Origin of the sequence: Marinoscillum sp. 108, from assembly GCF_902506655.1 — a bacterium.
GTDB classification, from domain to species: Bacteria; Bacteroidota; Bacteroidia; order Cytophagales; family Cyclobacteriaceae; genus Marinoscillum; species Marinoscillum luteum.
This window is the reverse complement of record NZ_LR734808.1, coordinates 2,696,837-2,709,969: the sequence shown is the minus strand read 5'-3', so window position 1 is coordinate 2,709,969 and position 13,133 is coordinate 2,696,837. Positions and strand designations below refer to the sequence as shown.

13 protein-coding genes are annotated in these 13,133 nt (G+C 48.4%); 5 read left to right on the top strand and 8 right to left on the bottom strand.

The genetic code is table 11. The features are described from left to right. Nucleotides 1-6 precede the first annotated feature (6 nt). The 4 genes from GV030_RS10850 to GV030_RS10835 form a co-directional block, all read right to left on the bottom strand. A complete protein-coding gene (locus GV030_RS10850) occupies nucleotides 7-1,692 on the bottom strand; it encodes a sodium:solute symporter family protein (RefSeq protein WP_159582328.1) in 1,686 nt (561 codons plus the stop codon). Between the two features lie 8 nt (nucleotides 1,693-1,700). Further along, nucleotides 1,701-1,958 carry a DUF4212 domain-containing protein gene (locus GV030_RS10845; RefSeq protein WP_159582327.1) on the bottom strand — a complete coding sequence of 86 codons (258 nt, stop codon included), beginning with the start codon at nucleotides 1,956-1,958 and terminating at the stop codon, nucleotides 1,701-1,703. A gap of 81 nt (nucleotides 1,959-2,039) precedes the next feature. After that, nucleotides 2,040-2,753 carry a ZIP family metal transporter gene (locus GV030_RS10840; RefSeq protein ID WP_255465319.1) on the bottom strand — a complete coding sequence of 238 codons (714 nt, stop codon included), beginning with the start codon at nucleotides 2,751-2,753 and terminating at the stop codon, nucleotides 2,040-2,042. Between the two features lie 134 nt (nucleotides 2,754-2,887). Next, the gene (locus GV030_RS10835) at nucleotides 2,888-3,916 is read right to left on the bottom strand and encodes an FAD:protein FMN transferase (protein ID WP_159582325.1); all 1,029 of its coding nucleotides are present in this window, start codon (nucleotides 3,914-3,916) and stop codon (nucleotides 2,888-2,890) included. A gap of 84 nt (nucleotides 3,917-4,000) precedes the next feature. Between GV030_RS10835 and ruvB the strand changes: the two genes are divergently transcribed. Then, nucleotides 4,001-5,026 carry a Holliday junction branch migration DNA helicase RuvB gene (ruvB, locus tag GV030_RS10830; RefSeq protein WP_159582324.1) on the top strand — a complete coding sequence of 342 codons (1,026 nt, stop codon included), beginning with the start codon at nucleotides 4,001-4,003 and terminating at the stop codon, nucleotides 5,024-5,026. A gap of 136 nt (nucleotides 5,027-5,162) precedes the next feature. Next, nucleotides 5,163-7,157 (top strand): glycoside hydrolase family 9 protein, encoded by a 1,995-nt coding sequence (locus GV030_RS10825; RefSeq protein WP_159582323.1) that lies wholly within the window; start codon nucleotides 5,163-5,165, stop codon nucleotides 7,155-7,157. Nucleotides 7,158-7,214: 57 nt separating this feature from the next. Here the strand turns inward: GV030_RS10825 and GV030_RS10820 are convergent, their stop codons facing one another. The 4 genes from GV030_RS10820 to GV030_RS10805 form a co-directional block, all read right to left on the bottom strand. Further along, nucleotides 7,215-7,658 carry a carboxymuconolactone decarboxylase family protein gene (locus GV030_RS10820; RefSeq protein ID WP_159582322.1) on the bottom strand — a complete coding sequence of 148 codons (444 nt, stop codon included), beginning with the start codon at nucleotides 7,656-7,658 and terminating at the stop codon, nucleotides 7,215-7,217. Nucleotides 7,659-7,727: 69 nt separating this feature from the next. Then, on the bottom strand, nucleotides 7,728-8,642 hold the full coding sequence (locus tag GV030_RS10815) for a sigma factor-like helix-turn-helix DNA-binding protein (protein ID WP_159582321.1): 915 nt from the start codon (nucleotides 8,640-8,642) through the stop codon (nucleotides 7,728-7,730). 66 nt (nucleotides 8,643-8,708) lie between these two features. Continuing rightward, nucleotides 8,709-8,918 carry a hypothetical protein gene (locus GV030_RS10810; protein ID WP_159582320.1) on the bottom strand — a complete coding sequence of 70 codons (210 nt, stop codon included), beginning with the start codon at nucleotides 8,916-8,918 and terminating at the stop codon, nucleotides 8,709-8,711. After that, the gene (locus GV030_RS10805) at nucleotides 8,915-10,288 is read right to left on the bottom strand and encodes a YeiH family protein (protein WP_221413332.1); all 1,374 of its coding nucleotides are present in this window, start codon (nucleotides 10,286-10,288) and stop codon (nucleotides 8,915-8,917) included. The genes GV030_RS10810 and GV030_RS10805 overlap by 4 nt, the downstream gene beginning before the upstream one ends. A 79-nt stretch (nucleotides 10,289-10,367) precedes the next feature. Between GV030_RS10805 and GV030_RS10800 the strand changes: the two genes are divergently transcribed. From GV030_RS10800 to queG, 3 genes are read left to right on the top strand one after another with little or no spacing between them, the layout of a single operon-like run. Continuing rightward, complete coding sequence (locus GV030_RS10800) at nucleotides 10,368-10,652, top strand: SelT/SelW/SelH family protein (RefSeq protein WP_159582319.1); 285 nt, start codon at nucleotides 10,368-10,370, stop codon at nucleotides 10,650-10,652. A gap of 18 nt (nucleotides 10,653-10,670) precedes the next feature. Further along, the gene (locus tag GV030_RS10795; protein WP_159582318.1) at nucleotides 10,671-12,173 is read left to right on the top strand and encodes a BCCT family transporter; all 1,503 of its coding nucleotides are present in this window, start codon (nucleotides 10,671-10,673) and stop codon (nucleotides 12,171-12,173) included. Further along, nucleotides 12,170-13,096, top strand: coding sequence for a tRNA epoxyqueuosine(34) reductase QueG (gene queG, locus GV030_RS10790; RefSeq protein ID WP_159582317.1), 927 nt, complete (start codon nucleotides 12,170-12,172; stop codon nucleotides 13,094-13,096). The genes GV030_RS10795 and queG overlap by 4 nt, the downstream gene beginning before the upstream one ends. Nucleotides 13,097-13,133 lie beyond the last annotated feature (37 nt).

The following is a 13,133-nucleotide window of genomic DNA, read 5'->3' as shown; positions in this document are numbered from 1 at the left end:
CCCATACTAATGATGAGTGGCTCCTCCGGCCCCTCTTGGGTACCTGATTTGCTCCACCATCTCCTGCACATCGGCTGGGGGCGCAGGGTAAAACCTGGAAATCCCGAATGAAACGGCAAAGTTGACCAGCATGGCAATGGTGCCAAAACCTTCCGGAGAGATTCCAAACCACCAGTCTGCCTGAGTGCCTCCTCCAAATCCATCAAACTTGAACTTGATCATGTAAAACAGCATCAGTAAGATGCCGACGACCATACCAGCGATAGCACCCTCCTTATTCATTCGCTTATCGAAAATGCCCAAAATAATCGCAGGGAAGAACGACGCTGCTGCCAGCCCGAAAGCCAGTGCCACCACCGCCGCTACAAACCCGGGCGGGTTGATGCCGAAATATCCAGCCACCAATACGGCACCCAGCGCCCCTACCCGTGCCCAAATCAATTCCTCCTTATCAGAAAGATTGGGCTTTAATTGCTTTTTGATCAGGTCATGAGAAATACTGGCTGAAATCACCAGCAGTAAACCTGCGGCCGTAGACAGGGCTGCAGCCAGTCCTCCCGCTGCCACCAGAGCGATCACCCAGTTGGGCAAATTGGCTATTTCAGGATTGGCCAGCACCATGATGTCACGATCTATCGTAAGCTCATTTTTCTCTCCAGCCACGTATTGAATTTTCCCGTCTCCATTTTTATCCTCAAAAGCGATAAGACCAGTAGACTCCCAATTAGAAAACCACTGAGGTACCTGCTCATATTCCTGATTGGAAACCGTCTCAATGAGGTTCGTCCTGGCGAAAGCCGCTATGGCAGGAGCAGTGGTATATAGAATGGCAATGAAAATCAGCGCCCATCCGGCTGAAAGACGGGCATCCCTCACCTTCGGAACCGTAAAGAACCTGACGATCACATGGGGCAGACCTGCCGTACCTACCATCAGGGCAAAGGTGATGGCAAAAACATCTATCATGGACTTGGTACCGCCAGTGTACTCTGCAAAACCCAACTCTTTGTGAAGGTTGTCCAGCTTATCCAGCAGATAAGTACCATCCGCTACCTGGCTCCCAAAGCCGAGCTGAGGAATATAATTTCCTGTGAGCTGAAAACTAATGAAAATAGCCGGCACCATAAACGCAAAAATCAGAACACAAAACTGAGCCACCTGCGTATAAGTCACCCCTTTCATTCCGCCAAGGACTGCATAAAAGAAGACAATGCCCATGCCTATATATACACCCACATTCACCGGCACCTCCAGAAATCGTGAAAACACCACGCCCACACCGCGCATCTGACCTGCCACATAGGTAAACGACACGATGATGGCGCATATCACTGCTACCGTACGGGCCACATTAGAATAATACCGATCTCCTATGAAATCAGGTACTGTAAACTTTCCGAATTTCCTAAGGTACGGAGCCAGAAGCAGTGCCAATAAGACATACCCACCTGTCCAGCCCATAAGGTATACCGAGCCATCATAGCCCATAAAAGAAATGAGTCCGGCCATGCTGATAAATGAAGCCGCAGACATCCAGTCTGCTGCAGTAGCCATACCATTGGCCAAGGGAGAAACACCACCTCCAGCCACATAAAAATCATTAGTAGAGGCTGCCCGGGCCCATATGGCAATCCCTATATAAAGTGCGAAAGTGATTCCTACGATGAGGAAAGTCCAGCTTTGTACATCCATGATTATTCCTACTTTTCGTCTACATCAAATTCCTTGTCCAGCTTGTTCATCAAGCGGACATACACAAAGATCAGAATCACAAACGCATAGATGGATCCTTGCTGGGCAAACCAAAAGCCTAACTTGAAGCCGGCAAACTGAATTTCATTGAGTTGGTCCACCAGCAGGATGCCGGCGCCAAACGAGACTGCAAACCAAATGGTCAGGAGGATTAGTAAATACCTGACGTTTCTGCGCCAGTACTGCTTCATTGTATTTTCACTCATGGTTGGATTAGTTACTTAACTTTGAAAGATATGTGATTTTACCTTCCTGAAAAGAATTAATCCTAACTCAAAATGATTTTTTCATAGAAAATATTCTGTCGCAATGGCTGTAAATGCCCCAAACAAACTTATTAGAAACTTTTTGAGCCCAAAGTGATGATTGGGACTGCTTTCCACAAAAATGGTAGTGGAAATATGCAGGAAGCTACCAGACACAAAGGCAAAAAGCAGGAGAAGTACCTCAGGAGAAAGATTGAGCACCTGGTCGCTCATGAGAAAGCCTACCGGTGAGGAGATGCTAAAGATGAGGAGTATACCCCACAGTCGTCCATCGAATCCCTTACTGGTTCGAAGTGTGGTCACCAGAGCAAATGCCGCTGGCATCTTGTGGAGGACAATTCCCACGAGTAGAGAGTATGACTCATGCCGCTCATGAAATGGAGAATCATGGGTAAGCAGCGCACCCTCCAGAAATGAGTGAATCACCAAAGCGATCAACAGACCAAACTTGGACGTTCCGGTGATCTCATCATGAGCATGCGTATGTCCGTGTTCAATACCAGAAGTAAAATATTCCAGTAGCTGCTGAAAGAAAAAACCAAAGAGGATGTATAAACCAACCTCCAGTGGGTCTTCTGACAAAGAGAAGACTTCAGGAAGAATGTGTATAATGGTGACGGAGAAGAGAAAAGACCCTGCGAAGATGAGCGGGTACCGGATACTTTGGGTGTGATGACCAAAAAATTTAGAAGAAACACCCCCCAGTACGGCGGATAAGAACAAAATAAGAATCATTAAAACCATCGATCGGCGATATTATAGCGGTGAAGCATCTCCCTGCGCGGGCGCTGCAACTTCATAGAACGGATAATGCAATTCCTTTCAAGAAAATTCACCTGGAGCTGAACTTTTATTAATTTTTATTACAATCATTGAATGTTGTTGCGTTCTATCAGGGATTGCAGCCCCGAAGACACAAAACTTTTCAATTTACCCTCATCATCCTGATAAATCAAAAATGCCTCCAACTCTGTGGTGGATAAAATCTCTTTTGCACCCTCTACACCCAATACCATAAACGCCGTGGCGTAGGCATCTGCCGTCATGCAGTCCTCAGCAAATACAGAGGCGCTTAGTAAATTATGACTGGTGTTATAGCCCGTTCGGGGATCTATGGTATGTGCTATGATGCGGTCTCCCACCTGATAATAATTACGGTAATTCCCAGAGGTGGCCATAGATAGGTCATCCAGCTGCACAATCGCCAACAGACGTTGCTGGTCCCTGGCTACCATCGGATCTTCTATCCCGATTTTCCAGGTCTCGTTATCTAGATTCTGCCCTCTGGCGCGCACCTCTCCACCTATCTCCACCATGTAATGTTCCAATCCCCTTCCCTCCAGAAACTCTGCCACCAGGTCTACGGCATAGCCCTTGGCAATGGCACTAAAGTCCAGATACATGCCAGGGTCCATTCTTACCTGACTCCCCTGGGTGATGATTCGCTCAAACCCTACCATAGATCTCAAAGAATCAATCACACTGCTATCGGGCACTGTGACTGACTTATCCGGACCGAAACCCCAGGCATTGACCAAAGGACCCACGGTAGGATCAAACGCCCCATTGGTACGCTCAAAAACCAGCCGGCTGGACTCCAGCACCTCAGTAAACATTTTCGTGGGATAAAGTATACTGTCCGTTCTATTGAGCAGAGATATTTCCGAATCCGGAATGTAGGTGGACAGTGACTGATTGAAAGCCTGAAGAATGGAGTCAATTTCGGTCTTGTAACCGGGTACATCGTCACCCAGATACTTCACATTGTAGATGATTGTGCCCATGGTCTGACCCGTAATATGTGTCAGCTGAAATCCGGGCTGACCCATAAAAACCCGATAAATCGCCACTACCACAACCACCGCCAGGATGACTCTAAACACTAGTTTTCGACTCATAATTGGATATTTTACGCAATATTAAGGCATACACTATTACTAACCTTCATTAACATTATCTTTGTCCAAGATCGAAAACAAAGCATGAGAGAAGACTACCTGAGAGGTGATGATGAGCAGATGGATTCTGGAGAAAAAGAGTTTGAAAAAGCCCTGCGCCCTCTTTCGTTTGATGATTTTGCCGGACAGGATAAAGTGGTTGAAAACCTGAAGATTTTCGTGAAGGCTGCAAAGCTCCGCTCTGAGCCGCTCGACCATGTACTGCTACATGGCCCTCCCGGACTGGGGAAGACCACCCTCTCTCACATCATTGCCAATGAACTGGGCGCTGGCATCAAAGTGACTTCCGGCCCGGTACTGGACAAGGCCAGCGAGCTGGCTGGTTTGCTTACCAACCTGGAAGCTCACGATGTACTCTTCATAGATGAAATCCACAGACTCAATCCGGTAGTGGAAGAATACCTCTACTCGGCTATGGAGGATTACCGCATCGATATCCTGCTGGACAGTGGACCCAATGCCCGATCGGTACAAATCAGTCTGGAGCCGTTTACACTCATCGGGGCTACTACCCGTTCGGGCTTGCTCACTTCGCCACTGCGTGCACGCTTTGGCATAAACTCCCGACTGGAATATTATGATGCCAAATTGCTCACTTCCATAGTGGGTCGATCAGCAGATATTCTGGAGACGCCCATCGATCAGGAAGCCGCCTACGAAATAGCCCGTAGAAGCAGAGGAACCCCTCGTATCAGTAACAACCTCCTCCGCCGAACCCGGGACTTTGCCCAAATCAAAGGAGATGGTGCCATTACTCTGGACATTGCTAAAATGGCCCTGAAAGCACTGGATGTGGATGACCATGGACTTGATGAAATGGACAACAGGATTTTGGCTACCATCATCGAAAAGTTCAAAGGTGGGCCTGTGGGACTTTCTACCATTGCCACAGCTTGTGGTGAAGAGGCTGAAACCATAGAAGAAGTCTATGAACCTTTCCTGATCATGGAAGGCTACATCAAGCGAACTTCAAGAGGTAGACAAGCCACAGAACGCGCCTATCAGCACCTTGGTCACATCCCTCCGCAAGAGATGGGAAGACTCTTCTAAGAAGACCCAAAAATCGACTTCACAGGATCATATGTATCACATTAGTGCTGTGAATGTTCTTTCCCCGGATATCAAAAGGTAAAAATAGCGGGAGGTGATCTTTTCATCCTATTTTTAGGACTATAGCAAAACGCAAATGAAAAAGATCTTAGTCCCACTCCTACTACTTTATTTCCTGGAAAGCCTTGCCCAAACTGCTCCCGGTAACATACGCCTCAATCAGGTAGGGTTCCTGCCGGAAGCTCAGAAAATCGCGGTGGTTGTTGGCTCCAGCCAATCGGCCTTTGAAGTCATCAAAAACAGTAACTCGGCAGTGGTTTTTTCCGGTACGCTGTCCGCATCCAAATATTGGAGTAAATCCGAAGAAGATGTGAAAATCGCTAACTTTTCAGACTTCAAAACCAGAGGAACTTATAGACTAAAGCTTGGAAATGGGGACCTCTCCCATCCTTTTAAAATAGCCGATGATGTACTCCTGGATGTAACGAGCGCCACCATCAAGGCCTATTACTATAACCGCGCTTCCATGGAGCTCACCGAGGAGTTTGCCGGTGTCTACAATCGCCCATTGGGCCACCCGGACAATGCGGTAGTAGTTCTGCCTTCGGCAGCTTCCGATGAGCGTCCCGCAGGCACCGTCATTTCCACACCGAAAGGCTGGTATGATGCCGGTGACTACAACAAATACATTGTAAACTCAGGCATCAGCACCTTTACCCTACTCGCCGCTTATGAAAACTATCCTGAATTCTACGACACCCTTGACCTGAACATCCCCGAAAGCGGCAATGCACTGCCCGACCTCCTCGATGAGGCCCTTTGGAACATTGAGTGGATGAGTACCATGCAAGACCCAAATGACGGTGGAGTGTATAACAAGACCACTACTGCCAACTTTCAGGGAGTGGTCATGCCGCACAAGGCTACCGCCACGCGGTATGTGGTGGCCAAGGGCACAGCAGCTGCACTCGACTTTGCCGCTGTAATGGCCATGGCTTACAGAATTTACAAACCCTACCTGCCCGACTTTGCTGACGAATGTCTGGCCAAGGCTGAATTAGCCTGGACTTGGGCCAAGACCAACCCTAATGTATCGTATAACAACCCTGGAGCACAAGATGGCTATCCAGCGGTTCATACCGGTGGTTACGGAGATGGCAACTTCAGCGATGAGTTTTTCTGGGCTGCCGCCGAACTCTACATCAGCACCAAAGATGACAGCTACTTTTCCACCCTCAACTTTTCTCAATACTTTGGAATACCAGGCTGGCCCAATGTGCAAACCCTGGGTATCCTGTCGCTCATCACCCATAGAAAATCCCTAACGGCAGCTGCAGATACCACGGCCATTAAAAACATCCTGATCAATATGACGGATGACATCAAGGATTACCAGAAAAACACTTCCCCTTACCTCATTCCAAACAATGACTTCTACTGGGGAAGTAATAGTATCCCCGGCAATCAGGGGATGCTGCTGATGTATGCCTATGAGCTGACGAATGACGTGGACTACCTGAATGCTGCCATAGGAGCCGTGGATTATCTCCTGGGGCGAAATGCCACCAAATATTGCTTCGTGACAGGTTTTGGGACTGTCTCTCCAATAGACATTCACCACAGGCAGTCTGGCGCTGACAATGTGGCCTCACCGGTGCCAGGATTTCTGGCGGGTGGCCCAAACCCACAGAATGTAAATGACGACTGTGGTGCCAGCAAGTACCCCAGCCTCGTTGCCGCCCAATGCTACGTAGATGATTTTTGCAGCTACTCCACCAATGAAATCACGATCAACTGGAATGCGCCGCTGGTGTACACCGCAGGAGCCATTCATGCAGTCTATGATCGGGATTTCAAAACACCCAATACCGATCCGGTAGAGGAGCCTTTGTCGCTTTCTCCTTCATTCAAAGTTGAAATATACCCCAACCCGGCAGATGATTTTCTTATTGTACAAACCGATGAACACACCTTTGGGGAAATGGACATTCGCATTTTTTCCATCAACGGAAAAGAGGTCATCTCCACTACCCAATCGAGGATTGATGTTTCGGCATTGACACAGGGAGTGTATGTAGTCAGATGTAAAACCCGACAGCAGACCATCAGCCGTCAGATTCTGATCAGATAACCCATTGAATGAAAAAATCAAGCTGGCAAATGGATTTGCCAGCTTGAGAATCATCCCTTAGCCCTTGTAAGAACCCGGCTCATATCCAAAGGTAATGGCGATGCGATTCCATGAATTGATCTGGCAAATCAGCAAGACAAGATTAGCGATTTCCACTTTGCTAAAATGCTCCGATGCATGGGTATATGCACTTTCCAAATCCGAATGACCTATTGCGGTCAATGCCTCTGTGAGATGCAGCGCAGCAGCTTCGGCAGGAGTAAAGCAGGTAGCTTCGCGCCACACCTGCGAGAGATATAGCCGTTGAGCGGTCTCACCATCTTTGGCCGCCTCTTTGGCGTGCATGTCCATACAATACCCACACCCATTGATGGCCGAAGCCCGAAACTTCACCAGGTGGTAGATCATTTGATCAATGCCTGCTTTCTTCAAATAGCCCTCAGTATTCAGCATGGTATCAAACCAGCCTTTTGGGAGTTCTTTTGCCGTTATTCTTTCCATTGTCATACATTTATTTGGTTTATGGTAGTATGACTGGCCAGCAGCCCAATACGTGACAGTTTTTTTGAGTTATAGATTGATTCGAAAGTCCATCAGCTTTTCCGGATTGATCACCACAAAAACTCCGGTGACTTTGTCCGCTTCCACCTCCAGGATCATCACCCGATACACTTCATCATTTTGCAAGTAGGCAATAGCCGGCTGATGATTAACAGAGATCACTTCCACTTGGGTGTTTTCCAAATAGTATTTGGTACCTATGGCCCGTAGCAATTTGGACACATGGTCCTTCCCTCGGAGTACCTTACGCACCGCTGAGTTATTTGGTCCGCCATCTGAGCGGCTTTCCACTTTATTTTTGAGCAAGTGCTTGATCCTGGGCAAATCAGCAGATCGCATCGCTCCTATCAACTCATTCAGCAAGTCACTGTCTTGGCTCGAAAGAGCCTTTTTCTTTCCTCTTTTCAGGTGAATCTTATCTTTTGACCTTTTGTAAAGCTGTCGCGAATGCTCTTCTTCAACCCCGAGTACCTCGCCTATGTCTTTGTGTGAGAATTCAAAGGCATTTTTCAGGATAAAAACCGCCCGCTCTTGCGGGCTCAGTTTCTCCATAAGCACCAGCAGGGAATAACTCAGAATCCGCTCCTTGTCCACACCCTGATAGATACCCTCCTCGGTAATCACAGGCTCTGGCAGCCAATGATCAGGATAGTGCTCCAGCCTGCTTCTCAGAAGATTTTTATGGCTGATCGACCGGTTGATCACAGATTTTACCAAATACCCGGTGGGATTTTGAACCTCCGGGTGTTTTTTGAGGACAAAAGGCACCAGCACCTCCTCCACTACGTCCCGTGCGGGTTCCATTGTCCCTATGATGTTATAAGCATAGGGCAGCAGCGTAGATCTGAATCGCTCAATCTCATTTTCCGGATATTGAAGTTCGCTCATCTCAAGTGTACCCTGTGGGTTTTCGTTAGCATGCATCTTTGCCTGAAGTCCTTGATCCAGTTTAATGACGCTGCTTGTTTGAAATCCGTGACAATTATTTTTCTATTTCAAAGTCTGCCTCAGTTTCTTCTCTGCCCGAAGTGCATGTTCGCTTTCCGTATAGAAGAAAGCCGCCGGATCCATATGCTCCTCACTGATGATGTGCTGCTGGGCCTTGAACGTTTCTGAGTATTGGCTCAAAAAAACGATTCCCTGCTCCAACCCCACCAGTATGAGTACCAACAAAACGATGTTTCTAATCACGCGCTTCATATCGCCGAGGTAATTTCAGGGAATACTTTGTAGAACATCAGCCATGCCATGAGCAAGGTGAGCCCCAAATTGAGTAATTGACCACAGACGTAGAGGATCAGAGGCTTACCGCCAGAAAACTGGCTTCGGAGCTCTTTGAAGTTGGTAGAGAGCCCAATGCTTACAAAAGCCAGGCAAAACAGCCACCCACGGATCTCTTTGGTAAACCCAAACAACTGCTTTTCGATCAGGGCCTCTGATAACTCGGGGCTCAGGGTCGCCTGCAGAAGGGAGAAAAAAATGGAGGCTCCGATAAATCCCAGAATAAACTTAGGAAAGCGGACCCATATCTCAGATGCGGGTACTTTTTTACCCTGCACACGATCCACTTTGGTGGTCCAGTAAACGGCCACCGCAAAGGCAATCACCCCGATGAGGATGTTTTGAATCATCTTGATGGTAGCAGCTACATTCATCGCTCTATCCCCCAAGAAAGCCCCCGCAGCTACCACTGCGCCAGTAGCATCTATGGTGCCACCCAGCCAGGCACCGCCCAGGACCTCTGGCATCCCCACTGCTTTGATAAAGGCGGGCAAAGCCACCATCATCACAGAGGTGAAAACCATGGACAGCCCGATGGCCGTTGTAAGCTCCTCTTTTTTGGCATTGCAAGCGGCAGCAGTGGCAATGGCCGCAGACACGCCACAAACAGACATATCAGCACTGATGGTGATGTTCAGGGTTTTGGAAGACATCTTCAGAATCCGCTGGCCAAACCAAAAAGTGGTGACCAGCACAATGGGGGTGACCACCCAGGCCACGAAAATACCAGGAAGCCCAATGGCCATGATCTTACCAAAAAGCACCTCTGCTCCCAGCAGGACCAGACCGGTTTTGATAAACAGCTCATGCTTTAGAGCGGGTCTCAGCCAGTCAGGTATTCCAAAGGTATTGCTGATAAAGATCCCCAGAACGATCGCCCAAAGGGCATAACCCAGACCGATTGACTTGAAACTGACCTGAGACTGCAGTACATATGCCACCAGTCCCACCAAAAAGACCAGCGCAAAACCACCCAAAAACTTTTTGAGGGGCGTGCCCATCATGACCGCTCCGCCTCCCAGAACAGACGCGAAGACCAGCAGCAGGCTCAACAACCCCCAACAGTAGTTTTTTCCGGCAAAGGTATCGAGTGGGTTATACTCCCACTTCTGCAGCTTGGCGGTCATGAGATGAAGATGACTTGTCAATGTAGTCTGCTCTATCTCCACAGACCCGGTGATGGTCTGTTCGCTGGCATTTCCATATGGAGCCATCACAAATACCACCAGGGCAAACCCAAGAATTAATACGCCCGTGGCAATAGCCACCAAATCTTCTGTCCATTTCATCCGCTCAAATTTTCCAAAAAGATATGAATTCTCCTCAACTAACCCCATCAGATATGGCCTCACTATTTACCTTTAAGGCATGAGCGAGCAAAATGTCACCATCATCTATTGTAAAATGTGTCGCTGGATGATGCGCGCCCACTGGATGAGTCAGGAGCTGCTCACCACCTTCAGCGAAGAACTAGACGAAGTAACCCTAAGGCAGGGCACCGGTGGCATTTTTGATATCTACGCCAACGAGACAATGATCTTCTCCAGAAAAGAAATGGGACGATTCCCGGAAATCACCGAACTGAAGCAACTTGTGAGAGATCACATCGCACCAGACAAAAGCCTTGGCCATTCCGACAAGAAATCAGATTAATCTTTAGTTTGCAGCCTGATGCAGCAACTCAATCCTATTAAATTCTGGCCGCCACTCATTCTCCTCACGGGCACAGTGATCTACAGTCTGCTGGATAAAGAGGGGTTTCTGGCTGCAGCTCAGTCTATCAACACCTGGATTCTGGAACACTTCAGTTGGCTGTTTAGCTGGAGTGTCTTGTTGTTCGTTTTGCTCCTTGCCGTCATTTACATTTCCCCATTTGGTCGGATCACAATAGGGGGAAAGGGAGCTACCCCGCTACTTTCCAAATGGAAATGGTTTTCGATTACCCTCTGTACCACCATTGCCACTGGCATTTTGTTTTGGGGAACCGCTGAGCCACTCTTTCATTTCCACCAACCACCCGCCAGCCTGGACATCAACCCAGCCAGCGTAGAAGCCCGGAATTTTTCTATGGCTACAATGCTCCTTCACTGGACCCTAAGCCCCTATGCCATCTATACCATGGCAGCGCTGGTCTTTGCCTATTGTTTTTATAACCTCCAGCGCCCTTTTGAGGTGAGCGCTACCCTCTTTCCCCTCATCGGCAAAAGCTCCTCCGAAATCATTGGACACCTCACCGATATCATTTGCTTATACGGACTGGTGGCAGGCATGGCAGCTTCCCTGGGAGCAGGCATTCTTACCATCTCTGGCGGACTGCGCCTTTTTCTGGGTATTCCTCCTTCCAGTTTTCTTCCGCTGATCATTACCATAACCATTGTAGGCACTTTCGTGGCCTCTGCCAGCAGTGGGCTGATGAAAGGTATTCGGGTGCTTTCCGACTATAACATCAAAGCATTTATTCTCCTGGCCATTTTCTTTTTCTGCTTCGGCCCCACCATGCCTATTTTAGAAACAGGAAGCTCGGCGGTGGTCGCTTACGTCCAAAATTTTCTTCCCCGCAGCGTCAACTGGAACCATGCCCTTGATCAAAGCTGGTTTCAGAGCTGGACCGTCTTCAACTGGGCCAACTGGCTGGCCTGGGCACCCATCACGGCTCTCTTCCTTGGTCGGCTCGGCAAAGGATATACCGTTCGTCAGTTTATCCTGGTCAATCTGGTCTTTCCATCTATTTTCGGAGGACTCTGGATGATGATCTTTAGTGGTTCGGCCATTCACTTCGACACCCTGAGTAATGGTGCGCTATTTCAAATCCTGACCGATAAAGGACCCGAAAATGTGATCTACGCTATCTTTGAATCCTTACCTTTTACCCGCCTGATCAGCATCATTTTTCTACTGATTACCTTTATCTCCTATGTCACCGCGGCTGACTCCAACACCTCTGCCATGAGCAATCTTTGCTCCAAAGGAATCACCACCGAGCATCAGGAATCACCGGTTTTCATTCAGGTCATCTGGGGGACCATCGTGGGGACACTGGCCTGGATGATGATCTCCTACTCGGGCATAGAAGGGATCAAAATGATCTCCGTACTTGGCGGCTTCCCAGCGTTGTTTCTGGTCATCGCCATTTCCCTTGGCGCCCTCCAACTAATGATCACTACCAAATCATGAACCTACAGCAGCATACAGCACTGATCAAATCGCTGGCCACAGAGCTGGGCTTCAGTTTCTGTGGAATCTCCAAAGCGGGATTTCTGGAAGGTGAAGCACCTAAAGTGGAAGAGTGGCTCAGGCGCGGATATCAGGGAAAAATGGGTTATCTGGAAAATCATTTTGACAAGCGACTGGACCCCACCAAACTGGTGCCTGGTGCTAAGTCTGTGGTCTCTCTCCTCTACAACTACTATCCCGAAAAAGACCAGGCCACCGACGGAAAATACAAACTGGCTAAGTACGCCTATGGTCAGGACTATCACCATGTGATCAAGGACAAGTTGAAGGTTTTCATGGATCAGATTCAGGCAAAAATTGGAGCTGTGGAGGGAAGAGTATTTGTAGACTCGGCGCCCGTACACGAGCGGGCCTGGGCCGCTAAAAGTGGACTGGGGTGGATTGGCAAAAACTCCCTCCTACTCAACAGGCAGATGGGAAGCTTTTTCTTCCTGGCGGAGCTCATCATCGATCTAGAGTTGGAACCTGATGGTCCTATGAAAGACTACTGTGGCACCTGTACCGCCTGTCAGGATGCCTGCCCCACCGATGCCATCTCAGAGGCTTATGTGGTAGACGGGAGCAAATGCATTTCCTACCTTACGATCGAACTCAAAGAGAGCATTCCTCCGGAGTTTAAAGGTAAAATGGAAAACTGGGCTTTCGGGTGTGATATTTGCCAGGACGTGTGTCCCTGGAATCGGTTCTCCACACCTCACAATGAACCCGCCTTCCAGCCACAGGGCTGGGAAGATTTTTCCGCTCAGGATTGGGAAGAAATGACCCAGGAAGTCTTCAGCAAAGTATTTAAGAAATCGGCCGTAAAGCGGACCAAATACGAAGGCCTCAAACGGAATATTTCTTTCCTAAAAAATAACACTTAACCCCAGCTTTTCTCCGTTGGGTTGCTTAATATGGCAT